General features: G+C 56.4%; 14 protein-coding genes. 7 read left to right on the top strand and 7 right to left on the bottom strand.

The window, feature by feature from the left end; genetic code table 11:
- From nuoF to ndhC, 5 genes are all read right to left on the bottom strand, one after another.
- The coding region (nuoF, locus tag VFU50_09030; GenBank protein ID HEU5232990.1) for an NADH-quinone oxidoreductase subunit NuoF at positions 1 to 1,329 on the bottom strand (1,329 nt) is incomplete at its 3' end.
- Positions 1,326 to 1,808: an NAD(P)H-dependent oxidoreductase subunit E gene (locus VFU50_09035; GenBank protein HEU5232991.1), complete on the bottom strand. Its 483-nt coding sequence runs from the start codon at positions 1,806 to 1,808 to the stop codon at positions 1,326 to 1,328. The genes VFU50_09035 and nuoF, both read right to left, overlap by 4 nt.
- Positions 1,808 to 3,013, bottom strand: a complete 1,206-nt coding sequence (gene nuoD / locus VFU50_09040) for an NADH dehydrogenase (quinone) subunit D (GenBank protein ID HEU5232992.1) — start codon at positions 3,011 to 3,013, stop codon at positions 1,808 to 1,810. The genes VFU50_09035 and nuoD overlap by 1 nt, the downstream gene beginning before the upstream one ends.
- A complete protein-coding gene (locus VFU50_09045; protein ID HEU5232993.1) occupies positions 3,014 to 3,505 on the bottom strand; it encodes an NADH-quinone oxidoreductase subunit C in 492 nt (163 codons plus the stop codon). It abuts the gene before it with no gap.
- On the bottom strand, positions 3,506 to 3,958 hold the full coding sequence (ndhC, locus tag VFU50_09050; protein ID HEU5232994.1) for an NADH-quinone oxidoreductase subunit A: 453 nt from the start codon (positions 3,956 to 3,958) through the stop codon (positions 3,506 to 3,508).
- Between the two features lie 455 nt (positions 3,959 to 4,413).
- Between ndhC and VFU50_09055 the strand changes: the two genes are divergently transcribed.
- The 3 genes from VFU50_09055 (at position 4,414) to VFU50_09065 (ending at position 6,762) form a co-directional block, all read left to right on the top strand.
- Positions 4,414 to 5,004: a hypothetical protein gene (locus tag VFU50_09055; GenBank protein HEU5232995.1), complete on the top strand. Its 591-nt coding sequence runs from the start codon at positions 4,414 to 4,416 to the stop codon at positions 5,002 to 5,004.
- A gap of 650 nt (positions 5,005 to 5,654) precedes the next feature.
- Positions 5,655 to 6,191, top strand: a complete 537-nt coding sequence (locus VFU50_09060) for an ATP-binding protein (GenBank protein HEU5232996.1) — start codon at positions 5,655 to 5,657, stop codon at positions 6,189 to 6,191.
- A 139-nt stretch (positions 6,192 to 6,330) separates the two neighbouring features.
- A complete protein-coding gene (locus VFU50_09065) occupies positions 6,331 to 6,762 on the top strand; it encodes a DoxX family protein (protein HEU5232997.1) in 432 nt (143 codons plus the stop codon).
- A 12-nt stretch (positions 6,763 to 6,774) separates the two neighbouring features.
- Here VFU50_09065 and VFU50_09070 read toward each other — a convergent pair whose 3' ends face one another.
- Positions 6,775 to 8,148: a dipeptidase gene (locus VFU50_09070; GenBank protein HEU5232998.1), complete on the bottom strand. Its 1,374-nt coding sequence runs from the start codon at positions 8,146 to 8,148 to the stop codon at positions 6,775 to 6,777.
- A gap of 146 nt (positions 8,149 to 8,294) precedes the next feature.
- Positions 8,295 to 8,495 carry a hypothetical protein gene (locus tag VFU50_09075; protein HEU5232999.1) on the bottom strand — a complete coding sequence of 67 codons (201 nt, stop codon included), beginning with the start codon at positions 8,493 to 8,495 and terminating at the stop codon, positions 8,295 to 8,297.
- A gap of 70 nt (positions 8,496 to 8,565) precedes the next feature.
- On the opposite strand from VFU50_09075, the gene bamD reads away from it, so the two are divergent.
- The 4 genes from bamD to VFU50_09095 all read left to right on the top strand — a co-directional run bounded on the left by bamD (position 8,566) and on the right by VFU50_09095 (position 14,382).
- Positions 8,566 to 9,531, top strand: coding sequence for an outer membrane protein assembly factor BamD (gene bamD / locus VFU50_09080; protein ID HEU5233000.1), 966 nt, complete (start codon positions 8,566 to 8,568; stop codon positions 9,529 to 9,531).
- Between the two features lie 21 nt (positions 9,532 to 9,552).
- Complete coding sequence (locus VFU50_09085) at positions 9,553 to 10,431, top strand: undecaprenyl-diphosphate phosphatase (GenBank protein HEU5233001.1); 879 nt, start codon at positions 9,553 to 9,555, stop codon at positions 10,429 to 10,431.
- Between the two features lie 137 nt (positions 10,432 to 10,568).
- Entirely contained in the window at positions 10,569 to 12,944 is a 2,376-nt protein-coding gene (locus VFU50_09090; protein ID HEU5233002.1) for a DNA translocase FtsK, read from the top strand.
- A 169-nt stretch (positions 12,945 to 13,113) separates the two neighbouring features.
- Positions 13,114 to 14,382 carry a LeuA family protein gene (locus VFU50_09095; GenBank protein HEU5233003.1) on the top strand — a complete coding sequence of 423 codons (1,269 nt, stop codon included), beginning with the start codon at positions 13,114 to 13,116 and terminating at the stop codon, positions 14,380 to 14,382.
- Positions 14,383 to 14,384 lie beyond the last annotated feature (2 nt).

Raw genomic sequence — 14,384 nt, forward strand, 5'->3', positions numbered from 1 at the left:
CGCCATCTCTCTCGATGACGCCGTTTCAAACGGACAACTTCTTCCGTCCAGGTGCTCTTCAAACTCTTTTCGCCATTTCTTAATGATCGACATTGTAGGAAACGCAGCCGCGTCGCCTAATGCGCAGAAGGTTCGGCCAGCCATGTTGTTGGCTAGATAGAGCATCTGGTCGAGATCCTTGTTTTGCCCGGCACCGGCGTGAAAACGGATGAGCGTCTTTTTCAGCCAATCAGTTCCTTCGCGGCACGGGATGCACCAGCCGCAGCTTTCGTGCTGGTAGAACTGCATGATGCGTAACGCGACTTTCACCATGCACGTTTGGTCATCAATTGCGACAACTCCGCCGGAACCGAGGAACTCGCCGCGTTTTGCGAACCAGTCGTAATCCATCGTTGCCGATTCGGCTTCTTCGCGCGTGAGCAGGAACGTCGAGGATCCACCGGGAACGAACGCTTTGAGCTGGCGTCCATTCGGTATTCCACCTCCTACTTCGTAGATCATCTTATTGGCGGGATATCCAAGAGGAAGCTCGTACACTCCGGGTTTATTGAAGTGTCCCGTAAGGCAGGTCAGACGCGTGCCGCCATTCTTTTCATTCGGTCCGAATGCAACGTACCATTTGCCGCCGTTCAGAATGATCGGCGGAACGGTTGCGATGGTCTCAACATTATTAATGACCGTTGGACCGCCATAGAGACCTTTAATCGCAGGGAAGGGAGGTTTCAGACGCGGCAATCCGCGCTTGCCTTCGAGTGATTCCATCAACGCGGATTCTTCGCCAACTTCATACGCGCCAGCGCCCGTGTGAGTGAGGATGTTGAACTCGCGTCCGGTGCCGAAGATGTTGTGGCCAAGGAACCCTTTTTTATAGGCGTCGGCAACCGCTCGTTCGAGAATCTCGAGCAAATAGCGATACTCACCGCGCAGATAAATGAAGCCCAGCTTGGCTCCCACTGCCAGGCCTGCGATGATGACGCCTTCGATAATGGCGTGCGGATCATATTCGACGATCAGCCGGTCTTTGCACGTCGCCGGCTCGCTCTCATCCCCGTTCACCAGGATGTACTTCGGAGCTTCAGACTGTTTCGGAATGAACGACCATTTCATTCCCGTGGCAAAACCCGCGCCTCCGCGTCCACGCAGTCCCGAGGCTTTGACTTCATTGATGATGTCGTCGGGCTGCATATCCAGCGCTTTTCGCGCGGCCTTGTAGCCGTCGAGCTGGATGTAGCGGTCGATGTCCTGCGCGCCTTGTCCAAAGCGCTTGGAGATGACGCGCACCTCATCGGGATGCGAGACCAGCGGCGTTGGTGTGTAGAGTGTCTTCACTGTTTCGTGTTGTTGCTGTACTGGTCGAGAATTGCGTCCATCTTTTGCGGCGTCACGTTCAAATGGAAGTCGTAATTCACCTGGATAGCAGGAGCCCAACTGCAGGCTCCGATGCATTCGACTTCTTCGAGCGAGAATGTGCCGTCTCGTGTGACCTCTTTGTGATCCACGCCCAGCTTTTCTCTGCAGTGATCAAAAACTTCTTCTGCTCCGCGTAGCATGCAACTGATGTTGGTGCAGACCTGTACTACGTATTTGCCCGCCGGCTGGGTCCTTAGGAGCGAATAGTAGCTAATTACATTACGGACTTCGAGTTCGGTTAGCTCAACACGCCGAGCGATGTCAGTGATAACTTCATCGGTCAAATAACCGACCTCATCCTGCGCGTAGAGCAACAGTGGAATTAGCGCTGAACGTTTCCATGGGTATTGGGAAACGAGCTTCTGAAACCGTTGTTCCAGTTCGGGAGAGAATTGCATTATCTGTCGATCTCTCCTAAAACGATGTCGATACTGCCGATTGCCGCAACTACATCCGCGAGCAACCTACCGACGCAGAGTCTTTCAAGGGCTTGCAAGTTTCCTAAGCATGCCGAGCGCATATGTACTCGATACGGCTTCGCCGTACCGTCGCTGCGGACGTAATAGCCCATCTCTCCACGCGGCGATTCCACTCCCTGATAGACCTCGCCTGCCGGAACCGTGAACCCTTCCGTGACGATTTTGAAATGATAGATGAGCGCCTCCATCTGCGTCTTCATCTTTTCTCGATCCGGGAGGACCACTTTTGGAGCGTCGGCCTTGTATGACCCTTCGGGCATGCCTTCAAAGGCTTGACGCGCGATGCTGTTTGACTCGCGCAGCTCCTGCACGCGCAGCAGGTAACGCGCGTACACGTCGCCGTCGGTCGAGACCGGTACCTTGAACTTGAACTTCTCGTAACCCGAGTACGGCATGTCGCGGCGCAGGTCCCAATCGACGCCGCTTCCGCGCGCCGTCGGGCCGCTGCAGCCTAACGCAATGCATTCTTCGGCCGTAATGTGAGCGACGCCCCTGGTGCGCTCGATCCAGATTGGGTTCGACGTCAGCAGCCCTTCGTACTCATCAACGCGAGAAGGGAACTTATCGATAAAAGCTTTTGTCTTCTTCCAAAAATCAATGGGCGGGTCCATCGACACGCCGCCGATGCGGAAGTACGAAGTCATCATGCGCTGGCCGGAGACGTTCTCGAAGATCCTCAGCAACTCCTCGCGTTCGCGGAAGCAATAAAGGAAGACGGTCATGGCGCCGATGTCGAGCGCGTGCGTACCCAGCCAGACCAGGTGCGAATTGATACGCGTTAATTCATTCAACAGCACGCGCAGAAATTGCGCGCGGGGAGGAATTTCGAGCTGCAAGAGCTTTTCGACGGCCAGACAATACGTAAGATTGTTGGTCATCGGACACAGATAGTCGATGCGATCGGTGAGCGGGACTACCTGCTGGTAGAACTTCGCCTCGCATGTCTTCTCAATCCCAGTGTGCAGATATCCGATATCGGGAATGCACTTGACGACAGTCTCGCCGTCGATCTCGAGCAGCAGACGCAGCACGCCGTGAGTGGACGGGTGCTGTGGCCCCATGTTCAAGATCATCGTGCGATCTTCAGTGGGCTCCAAGACCGGCGTGGGATTCAGGTGCGCCATTTAGCGATAACCCTCCACCGGATAGTCCTTGCGCAGCGGATGCCCTTCCCAGTCTTCCGGCATCATGATGCGGCGCAGATTGGGATGTCCGACGAAGCGCACGCCGAACAGGTCGAAGACCTCGCGCTCGAAAAAGTTCGCTGCAGGCCAAAGTCCCATGAGCGATTCAATCGAAGGATCTCCGCCAGGTACACGAGCAATCAGTCGCACGCGTTCTTTCCGCGAATGGGAAAGCAGGTTGTAGATCACTTCGAAGCGCGGCTCGGAAGGGAAGACGTCGACGCAGGTGATGTCGGCGAGAAAATTGAATTTCGTTTCGGGATTCTCGCGCAGAAGCTCGCAAGCCTGCTTGATATCGCTGCGATTTACGTACAGCGTCAGCTCATCGCGATCGAACGTAGCTTTTTCCAGCAGTGAGGCATTGTGAAGCGCCGCGACTGCCGGTCTGCTTTTCAGTTGTTCGAGATCGGTGATGGCGGGCTGCAAAGGCATTTAGTAGTCCGATTTCTCCGGCGTCGTATTCCAGTCGAGCGCGCCTTTCTTCCATATATAGAAGAAGCCCACGAGGACGATGCCGATGTACACCAGCATCTCCCAGAAACCGAACATCCGCGGACCGGAATCGTGCGGCCCAGCGCCCAGCGCGGGAGCGATCGCCGCCGGCAGCTTGCGGTAGATCACTGCCCAGGGAATCAGGAAAATCGCCTCAACGTCGAACAGAATAAAGAGCATGGCGACCATGTAGAACTTCACGGAGAAGCGCGGGCGCGCGTCGCCGGTACCCACCATGCCGCATTCATAAGCGGCCATCTTTGTTCTGCTGTAGCGATGTTTACCCAGCAGCGCCGAGAGCGCGACCATGCCTCCCGCGACCAGACACGCGATCACGACCTGCATGAGCAGAGGCAGATAGTTGACGTAATAGGGTAGTGGCTGGTCCGGCATAGAGGCCGTTATACAATGTGCGCCAACACTGACGGTGGAACATTCGACTATAAGTTTCGCTGCGACGGAGTGTCAAGCGCAGCCGTGCGCAAGTGTGCACTCACGATCATTGCAATTGGAGAAATATTCCGCACAATAGAATCGCCTAGTAAAGAGCCTTGATCTTGAATAGGAAAACACGACGCGGATTACGCGGATGGGACGCGGATCAACGCCGAAAATTGGGGTGATCATCGTGCCAACTACAGAGATTGGCATTTGACAACGATCGAAGGGAATAGCAAAAAAGCATCTTCATCAGTCAGCTAAGCTAAGTTTATCCTTCCGCGTTAATCCGCGTCCCATCCGCGCAATCCGCGTCAGGTTTTTGGGGGAACTGTCTTCAATTTCGGCCCAAAGTTTATGAGATCGCCTATGGCCTCCAGTAGCAGAAGCTCAGCAGGGAAACGATTGCAATGATTTTTGGCTTCAATACCGATGTGAAACAAGGAGATACCGTCTATCACGTCCAGAGCGAAGCGCGTAAAGCCGATCTCCTGCTGCAGACGATGGTCTTCGTGCGTGGACACTGCATCGGCAAATACGCGTCATCCTACGCCGAGCACGTCAGCGATCCTGGATTCTCAGAGGAGTACATCCACGATCTGCTCAAAGGCCAGCATCGCGAAGTATTGGAAGTGGTAAAGGCTGGATCGATCGAGCAATTTTTCCGCGAGCAAACGGAAATCCGCGACGCCGGAGGAGAGACGCTCGCGCTCACCTGGCTCAACTCCGACGATCTTCCGATCGCGCGCAAGCTCGTGATGCGACTGCTCGTCAGTGAGAGTGGGTCGGCAGTGGATGGAGCGCTCGTCACCTCCCGCCTGCAATATCCGGCGGGTGTTCCGATTCATTCCCAAGCCGTGAGCGAAAAGGATGGACGCGTCGAATTGGAGCTCGATTTGGCGCAGCTCGAGCAAGGCCTTCGCAATCATGTGGTGTTTGTTCGCGCCACCCACGGCGAGAAGTCGGTCACGCGGAAATATCGTCTGAAGGGCTGCTCGTAGCACGCATGCACACGGCCTGCCCTAGGCGGATGTGATTCCGAGTCCTACCAGGCCCAACCTCACTAAAAACACTTAAGCAGCGAAGACATAAGTCCGCGCTGCTCTGTGTCTTACCTAATTAAATGAAAGCGTCAGGATAAGGGATTAAGCGTCGATCGGCCAGAAGCCAAAAACGCCTAAATGGGGAATGGATTCGGCAGTTACCGGACCGCAAGCAGTATGCAGCAGACCGCGACCCAGCTCCAGAAGGCGACGGTATGCACACCACAGCGAAACCACAAACTGTCGAGCAGTTCGTTGTTCTCAAACATCTTAAAGACTCCAACTTTTTTGGGGTTAGTCGTACAGGCAGGATGCTTCAATTTGCCTGCATCTATTAAGCCGGATAGCGGGCTTGAACTGAACCGCTAAAGTCGTATTGGTGGTCACCGAGGTAATGGCCGAGTGGTTTGCTTTGACCTGGATCAGCCTCAAATCCAGGTAGAAAACCGAAGTTGGCAGTTGATTTTCGGACAAAGCTTGCAAAAATGCCTACTCGGGGCGGAAGACTGGCTAAACGACCGCACCTATCCCATAAACCCAGCATATTTAACCTCAATGCGCAAGGATCCCCACCTTTGGCAGCCAAGATGATCCTGTAACCTAGGCCGATGTTGATTCTGATGGTCGGTCTTCCGGGCACCGGAAAGAGCACCCTCTCTCGCTCGCTGATCGAACGCTTCGGCGGCTTCGTTATCGATAAAGACATCATCCGACCCGCACTCTTCGGCCCATCGCAAATTGACTACACGGTCGAGCAAGACGACTTCTGCCAGGACGTCATGCTCGAGACCGCTGCCTATCTTCTGACGCGCAAGCCGAAGCTGCGCGTATTCCTCGATGGCCGTCCATTCTCGCGCGAGTACCAGCGCGAACGGGTGCGCAATGCAGCTTCCCAGATCGGGACGAAGCTCGCAGTCATCGAGTGCGTGGCCTCGGAAGAAACCGCCCTGGCCCGCATACGCCGTGACCTGGAATCAGGCGCACACCTCGCTGCGAACCGAACAGTCGATCTCTACTACGTCAAACGCCAGGACTTTGAGCGCGAGCCCGTGAGAGAAACACGGCTGACAATCAGTTCGGATCAGCCCCTGGAAACCTCTATTGCTGAGGCCGATAGCTACTTGAGAGAAATCGACGACGAATAATCACTTCCGCACTGAGGTCATCCACCTGTGCGAGCTCTACAATTCTGAGCGCCTCATTCGGCCCTAAGCAGATGTGCCGATGGCCACCCTCGCTGCTTCAGAGGAATCCAATCTCATTCGAAGCTCGGAGGAATGAACGATGAAAGCTCCTTTCATGATCGGACGCCTGCTCTTTGGCGGATTCTTTCTTTATAGCGGCATCAATCATTTCAAGCAGCGCGAGGGCATGTCGCAGTATGCAAAGGGCAAGAACGTGCCCATGCCGAACGTTGCAGTGGTGGCGAGTGGAGCAGCTCTGGTCGTAGGCGGCGCCAGCCTGCTGCTCGGCATTAAGCCGAAGATTGGAGCGGCTGCGGTCATCGGATTTCTGGCCGGAGTCTCGCCCGTGATGCATAACTTCTGGAAACAGGAAGATCCGCAGCAGCGCCAGACGGAGATGATCCAGTTCTCGAAGAACATGGCACTGCTCGGAGGCGCACTCGCTCTGATGGGCGTCGAAGAGCCCTGGCCGGTAAGCGTGCCGGTCGCCCAGCCTGAGCAGAGCTGGAGCAAGTCGCGCGTGGCAGCTTAGAAGCTCAGCAGCTTAGGAGCTGAGAAGCTGGAAGAATCGAATAATCGACTCAATCCCGCGATAGAAGTTCGGGATATGGAATTTCTCGTTGGGCGCGTGAAGATTGTCGTCGGGCAGGCCGAACCCCATCATGACGCTTGGGATTCCGAGGTGTTTTTCGAAATCTGCAACCACCGGGATTGATCCTCCGCTGCGGATGAACACAGTATCCTTTCCAAAGACTTCCTTCATCGCCTGCTTTGAAGCCTGCACATAGTGATTGTCGGTGCGGATCACCATCGGGTCGGCGAGGTTGAGCTGCCGAATGGTTATTTGAATTCCTCGCGGCGTGATCTGCTTCACGTAATCCGAAAAAAGCTTATAGATTTCGTCCGGGCGCTGATTCGGAACCAGGCGCATGGAGATTTTCGCTGACGCACGCGCGGGGATTACCGTTTTGGAACCCGCGCCGATAAAGCCGCCCGGCATGCCATGAACGTCGAGCGTTGGACGCGCCCAGGTGCGCTCCGCAACTGAGTGTCCGGGCTCGCCGGTCAACTCAGTGCTGCCGACCTCCTTCTCTAAATACTCCTTCTCGTCGAACGGCAGCGACTTCCAACTGCTGAGTTCATCTTTTGTGGGAGAGACCACGCGATCGTAAAAGTACGGAATGAGAATCTTTCCGTTTTCATCTTTTAACTTCGCGATGATCTGCGCGAGTGCGACAAATGGATTCGGCGCAGCGCCCCCGTACATTCCGGAATGCAGATCGACCTTCGCTCCGCGCGCCTCAACCTCCGTGTAAACCATTCCGCGCAGACCGACGCAGAGCGTGGGCAGATCGGGCGCATACATCTCGGTGTCGGAAACAAGCGCAAAATCAGCTTTCAGCTTTTTCGGATTCTCGGCGACGAACTTCGCAATCGACTCTCCACCAACTTCTTCCTCGCCTTCGAGCAACAGCTTCACGTTGATAGGAAGCTTGCCTGCGCCGCTCTTCATCAGAGACTCAAGCGCCTTCAAATGCATGAACATCTGGCCTTTGTCATCGACGGCGCCGCGCGCGTAGAGGTTTTGATTGCGCTCAGACGGCTCGAACGGAGGCGTGACCCATTCGTTCAGCGGGTCCGGAGGCTGGACGTCGTAGTGGCCGTAGCAGAGTGCGGTCGGCTTACCGGACGCGTGCAGCCAATCGGCATAAACCAGCGGATGTCCGGAAGTCTTGATAACCTCGACGTGCTCCAGCCCGATCGAGCGCATTTGCGCAGCAAGAAACTCGGCCGCGCGCTCGATATCGGACTTATGTTGCGGCAGCGTGCTGACGCTGGGAATGCGCAGCAGGTCCTTAAGCTCAGAAAGGAAACGCGGCTGATTCTGGCGTGCGTAATCGAGAGCAGGCGAGGGCATCACGAGGAGTATACAGAACCGGCGGCGGTAGCCAGTGGGGGCAGCCGCGCGGTTTGCGGCTGCTCTCGATCACGCATACCGTACCGTGCGACTCGGAGCTGGCTATGCGGCCATCTCCGACCCACCGCCAACCGGCGGCGATTCCGTTAACGTTTCACGCTCAGATTCTGCGCAGCTTCGTAGCCTTCGTCGGTCAGCGTCTTCTGCGCCGCAGCGCGGATCTTTTGTTCATCGGCGTCTCTGGGCGCGTCGCAGTAGCGGCGGATCACCTCTTCTCCCACGATGATTCTCACCAGCCACTTCTTCTTATCGTTATCCCAGGAAACTTCCACTCGATCTGCGCGCATGGGCTTGCTCCTTCGGCATGGCAATATACCACCCCTCTGCTATAGCGCGAATCATGGCTAAAATGGCTGCATGAGTCGAGTCATTCTAGGCGTTCTTTTGGCGGCTACACTTCTCGGCGCTGCTAGAGCGCATGCTGATGAAAATACCGAGCGTGCCGTGTGTGTGCGCTCTGCGAATCTTTATCTTTCTCCTGATACAAACAGTCAGAGACTAGCAACCGTCGATCGGGGACGAGAGGTCGCCGTCCTGGAACACAGTGGATCGCAGTGGGTACACGTGCTGGCGACGCTTGGAGAGGCGCGCGACGACGCCTACGGCGGAGGTGAGCGCGATGTCTCCGGCTGGATGCTCGATAAAGGACTGGTGCGCAAAACTACTCCGAACGGCGACCAGATTCTTTTCGGCGAGGCTGCCGATTCGGAGGCCGAAGCCGAACGAAGAGGCGGTCGCAGAGGAGCGGACCGAGACGCTCTACGTCTCTATTACCGCGTAGCCGAATACTTTCCCAATTCGCCTCTGGCGGGCGAAGCGGCATATCGTTCCGCTGATATCGCCTGGCAGCTCGATATCCAAGACATGAGATCGCGTCCATCAGCAAAGGAGAAAGATCCCTACATGCGGCATCAGATGGACGAGGATCAGATGAAGAAAGTAGTGAAGAAGTATCCCAATACGAAATGGTCGGATTTGGCAGCATTCGACTTGATCGACAACAAGCTGTGCGGTGATTGGGAGGGCGATCCGAAGTGTCCGGAGAAAGAGTCTTCGATTTACGAGAAATATGTCGAGGAGCATCCGCAATCGCCGAAAGCTGCGGAAGCTCTCTACGACGCGGCCTGGAGACAGTCAGCGCTGATCGAGATTTACGCGCAGCGCAACGATCAAAAGAAAGCCGACGAGAGCCGTTCGCGGGCGTTGGAACTCGCACAGCGCGTCTCCCAGCAGTATCCGAATTCCGATTACGCCTACCGCGCACAGCGGCTCATTTTTCTGCTACAACAAAAAATCCCAACTTACGGAAACGTAACCGACTGATCCACCCGGAAAGGACAGAGATTGCCCGTTTACCAGGCGGTTGTGCTCGCAGTCGTGCAGGCCTTCGGCGAATTTTTGCCGATTTCCAGTTCCGCTCACTTGATCCTCACTCGATGGTTCCTTGGCTGGAGCGAGCTCGATCCGGCCATGGACCTGACGTTTGACGTTGCTCTGCACGCCGGAACGCTGCTTGCGGTGCTGATCTATTTTTTCCCGACATGGATCAATGTCATCGTCGCGGGCTTCGGAGGTCGGGGTCCGATGTCTGCGGCCAGCGCCGGTTTCGGAAATGTCGATGACGTGGAAAGTGGACGCGACCGCCTGCTGTTCTGGTGGATCCTGCTGGGCACGGTCCCTGGAGCGATCGTCGGCAAGCTGCTCGACAAATATGCCGAGCTGAAGTTCCGCGAGAACTACTTGCTGATCGGCTGCATGCTCGCAGTCGTAGGTTTTCTCATGTGGCTGGCCGACAGATTCGGAAGCAAGCGCAGACCTATAACGGGAATTAACGCGCTCGATGCAATTCTCATCGGCGTCGCTCAAGCGTTTGCTCTGATTCCCGGCGTTTCGCGCTCAGGATCCACCATTACTGCGGGACTTGCGCGCGGCTTAAATCGCGAAGCCGCCGCCCGCTTCAGCTTCCTACTGCTGGCGCCAATCACCGCAGGCGCCGTGCTGCTGAAGGCTCATGCGGTTATGAAGGCCGGTGGGCTGCCACCCGGCATGAAAACCCCATTTATTGTCGGTATAAGTGTATCTGCCGTTTTAGGAATGGCGGTGATAGCGTTCTTCCTGCGCTTTTTGCGCACCCATTCGCTAAACTTGTTCGTTATTTATCGCATAGTGCTCGGAATCATAGTGATCGCTCTTGCCGCCGCACATTTCCACACGGCTCCGTGACCTTCGTGTTCGCTCCTTCGCCGGGCCGAACATAGAAACAAACGTGGACTTCGGCCGGCAATCTGCGATAATCACTCTGCTCTGGCCTTTTCCGCGACAGCCGACGGGGATCTGTCCCCGGCTGCGCCCAGGCCCAAATGAAAGCATTGCTTCGGTTATTCACGCCGACCCGGAACCGCCGCTTTAACGAGCTGATCGGCTTTTCGCTAACGGCCGCGGCGCTCCTGCTCTTTCTTGCGCTCGCCTCCTACTCGCCTCTTGATCCATCGCTGAACACCGCTGCTTCAGTTTTCTCATCGGGCACGACTCACAACTGGATCGGACGCGTAGGCGCCGTCATCAGCGACCTGGCTCTGCAACTCTTCGGCCTGGCGATGTTCAGCATTCCCCTGATGATCGGGGCACTCGGGTTGCGTTGGTTCCGTTCACGAGAGGTCGTGTCTCCTCTGGAGAAGCTACTTGGCGCGACAATTCTCCTGCTCTTCATTCCGGCTCTGATGGGACTGCTGCCAGGACACCTGCGCTGGATGCATGCCATCCCGATTGAAGGCTTACTGGGACGGATCGTCAGCGATTTCCTGATCCATTACTTCAACGTTCTCGGCGCATACCTTGTATCGCTCTCAGTAATTGCGGCAGCCCTGTATCTCTGCACTGCGTTTTCTTTTACCGACGCACACCTCTGGCTGACCACCCGATTCGCGTTCGTTGGAGCAGCATGGCAGCGAGTTGAGGATTGGCGCGAGAGGCGGCAGCGAGCGAACGCCGCGAAAGAACTGGAACAGCGCAAGGCTAATCGCCCCATGGTGACCAGCCAGCTCGTGCCTGCCACAAAACCTGCGGTCACGCAGGTCTCGGATGTGTACCAGCGCGTCCAGCCGTTTAAGACTGGTTTGGAGAAGATGGCGGAAGAGGCAAGCGAATCACTTCCCGAATCAGAACCAAAGTCTAGTTCGCAACCTGCGCCGGTTGGGATTGAAGTCGGCGTTCGCGCTGACAGCGCCGCCAAAGCGAAAGCTAAGACCGTGCTGCCCAAAACCTATGGCAGCTTCCAGCTTCCACCCAGTTCCATGCTCAAGCGTCCTGACGAGCAGCAGACCGTCAACGAAATGGAGCTGAAGCAGCACGCCCAGATTCTGGTTGAGAAGTGCGCCGAATTCGATGTGCACGGCACCATCACGCACATCAATCCGGGCCCGGTAGTCACGACCTTCGAAATGAAGCCCGAAGCGGGCGTGAAGTACAGCCGTATTACCGGGCTCTCAGAAGACCTCTGCCTCGCGATGCGCGCCGAGAGCATCCTGATCGAGCGCATGGCAGGGAAGAGCACGGTGGGAATCCAAGTTCCCAATACGGAACGCGAGACTATCTATCTGCGTGAGGTAGTCGAGTCACAGGGATTTCTCGACGCGCGTTCCCGCCTGACGCTCGCGCTCGGCAAAGACATCAACGGTCGCATCATGACGGCCGATCTGGCGACGATGCCGCACCTGCTCATTGCCGGTTCTACCGGATCAGGCAAGAGCGTGGCCATCAACGCCATGATCATGTCGCTGCTCTTCAAAGCGACGCCAGATCAGGTGCGCCTGATCCTGGTCGATCCCAAGCGGGTCGAATTAGGCAATTACGAAGGCGTGCCGCATCTCTATACACCCATCATTACCGAACCCAAGCTCGCAGCCGTAGCGCTGCGCAATGCGGTGCGCGAGATGGAGCGCCGACTGAAAGTACTGGCGGAAAAAGGAGTCCGCAACATCGATCAGTACAACAAGCTCTTCACCGAAGACACTCCAAGTCTCTTCGAGCCGGACACCGAGCACAAGCCGCTGCCGTACGTAGTCATCATCATCGACGAACTCGCCGATCTGATGATGCTCGACGGCAAGAACGTGGAAGAATCGATCACGCGGCTCGCGCAGATGGCGCGCGCAGTAGGCATTCACCTCATCCTTGCAACGCAACGTCCTTCGGTTGACGTAATCACTGGGCTGATTAAAGCCAACGTGCCCTCGCGCATTTCTTTCCGCGTGGCCACAAAAGTAGACTCGCGCACGATACTCGACGCCAACGGCGCGGAATCATTGCTCGGCCGCGGCGACATGCTCTTCCTTGCCCCTGGATCAGCCCGCGTGCAGCGCGTCCATGCGCCGTTCGTCACTGAAAAAGAAATCGCGCAGGTCGTCGAATTCTGGCGCTCGCAGGGCGAAGCCGAGTACGAGAAGAAGTTCCTCGAAGGTCCCAAAGAAGACAGCGGCGATGGCGAAGGAGGAGCCGAAGTCGGCGAGGACGAGCACGACGAACTCTACGAAGATGCAGTGCGCCTGGTGCTGGAGTTCGGCAAAGCTTCCACTTCACTACTCCAACGCCGTCTGCGCATCGGTTATGGCCGTGCCGCTCACCTGATCGATCTTATGGAGCGCGACGGCATCGTCGGGGCAGCCGATGGTCCCAAGCCGCGCGAAGTCCTCAAGCGCCCTGATTGGATCGACGAAATTGAGCAAGCCATGAGGTAACGTGGAGCCGGCCGCCCTCGGCCGGGTTTCTGGTGAAAGCTCGTAAATTCAAATGCGCAACATCGACCCTCAGGAATTCGTCCATTTTGGAATTCCTACCTAAACACCCGGGCGAGGGCGCCCGGCTCCACGTTAGCTGCGTTTACAATTCACTCAGAGACCTCCGGCCTTGTCCCTCAAGCATTCATCGCTGATCTACGACTGGAACAACGTTCCAGGAGCTGAATTCAAGCCTGCCGGCCGGGTCATGCTCACCGATGAATCGCTGCGCGACGGTTTGCAGTCTCCCTCGGTAAAAGATCCCAGCATCGAAGAGAAGCTGCGCATCCTTCACCTGATGGAGAAGCTTGGCATCAGCTTTCTCGATATGGGATTGCCGGGAGCTGGCGCGCGTGCCTTTTCCGACGTCGAGTGCCTCGCTCGCGAGATTCGCGATTCCAAACTCAAGATCCGCGGCAACTGCGCCGCGCGAACGCACGAGAACGACATTCGCCCAATTGCCGATATTCAGCAGAAAGTTGGAATTCCGATTGAGGCAGCTACGTTCATCGGCTCGAGCCCAATTCGCCGGTATGCCGAAGATTGGAGCGATGACTTCTTACTGAAAACCACTGAAAAGGCGGTAAAGTTCGCGCGGTCGATCGGTCTCGAGGTGATGTACGTCACCGAGGACACCACGCGCTGCGATCCTGAAACCATCAAGCGCCTTTACAAAACAGCGATCGAGTGCGGCGCACGAGCCATCGTCGTGTGCGATACCTGTGGGCACGTCACCCCTTCTGGTGTCGCAGCTCTCATCCGCTTCGTGGTTGATGAAGTTGTGAAACCGAGCGGCGAGAAGATTCGCGTCGATTGGCACGGGCACTGCGATCGCGGCCTTGCAGTTGCGAACTCACTCGCGGCGCTCGCAGCCGGAGCCGAATGCGTGCATGCCTGCGCAATCGGCATCGGCGAACGCGTAGGCAACACGCAGATGGACCAGATGCTAGTGAACCTGAAGCTCATGGGCGTGCAGCCCTGGGCAGATCAGGATTTGACCGCTCTCAAGGAATACTGTGAAACGGTTTCGCAGGCCACCGGTGTTCCCATTCCCAAGAACTATCCCGTTATGGGAGACGATGCATTTCGAACCGCCACCGGGGTGCACGCTGCTGCTGTGATTAAGGCTTTCCGCAAGAACGATGTCGAACTGGCGAATACCGTGTATTCAGGCGTGCCTTCCCACTATTTCGGAATGGAGCAGGTGATCGAGATCGGCCCCATGTCTGGAAAATCGAATGTGATCTTCTGGCTCGAGCGCAAAGGCTTACCAGTGGATGAAGATACAGTTGAGCGCATTTTCCAAATAGCCAAGCAGTCAAGTCGCACGCTGCTCGAGCAGGAAATTCTCGATTGCATCCCCGCAGGCAAACGTCCAACGGTGGTCACCGCGGATTGATG

Source organism: Terriglobales bacterium (assembly GCA_035764005.1).
Classification (GTDB): Bacteria; Acidobacteriota; Terriglobia; order Terriglobales; family Acidobacteriaceae; genus Gp1-AA112.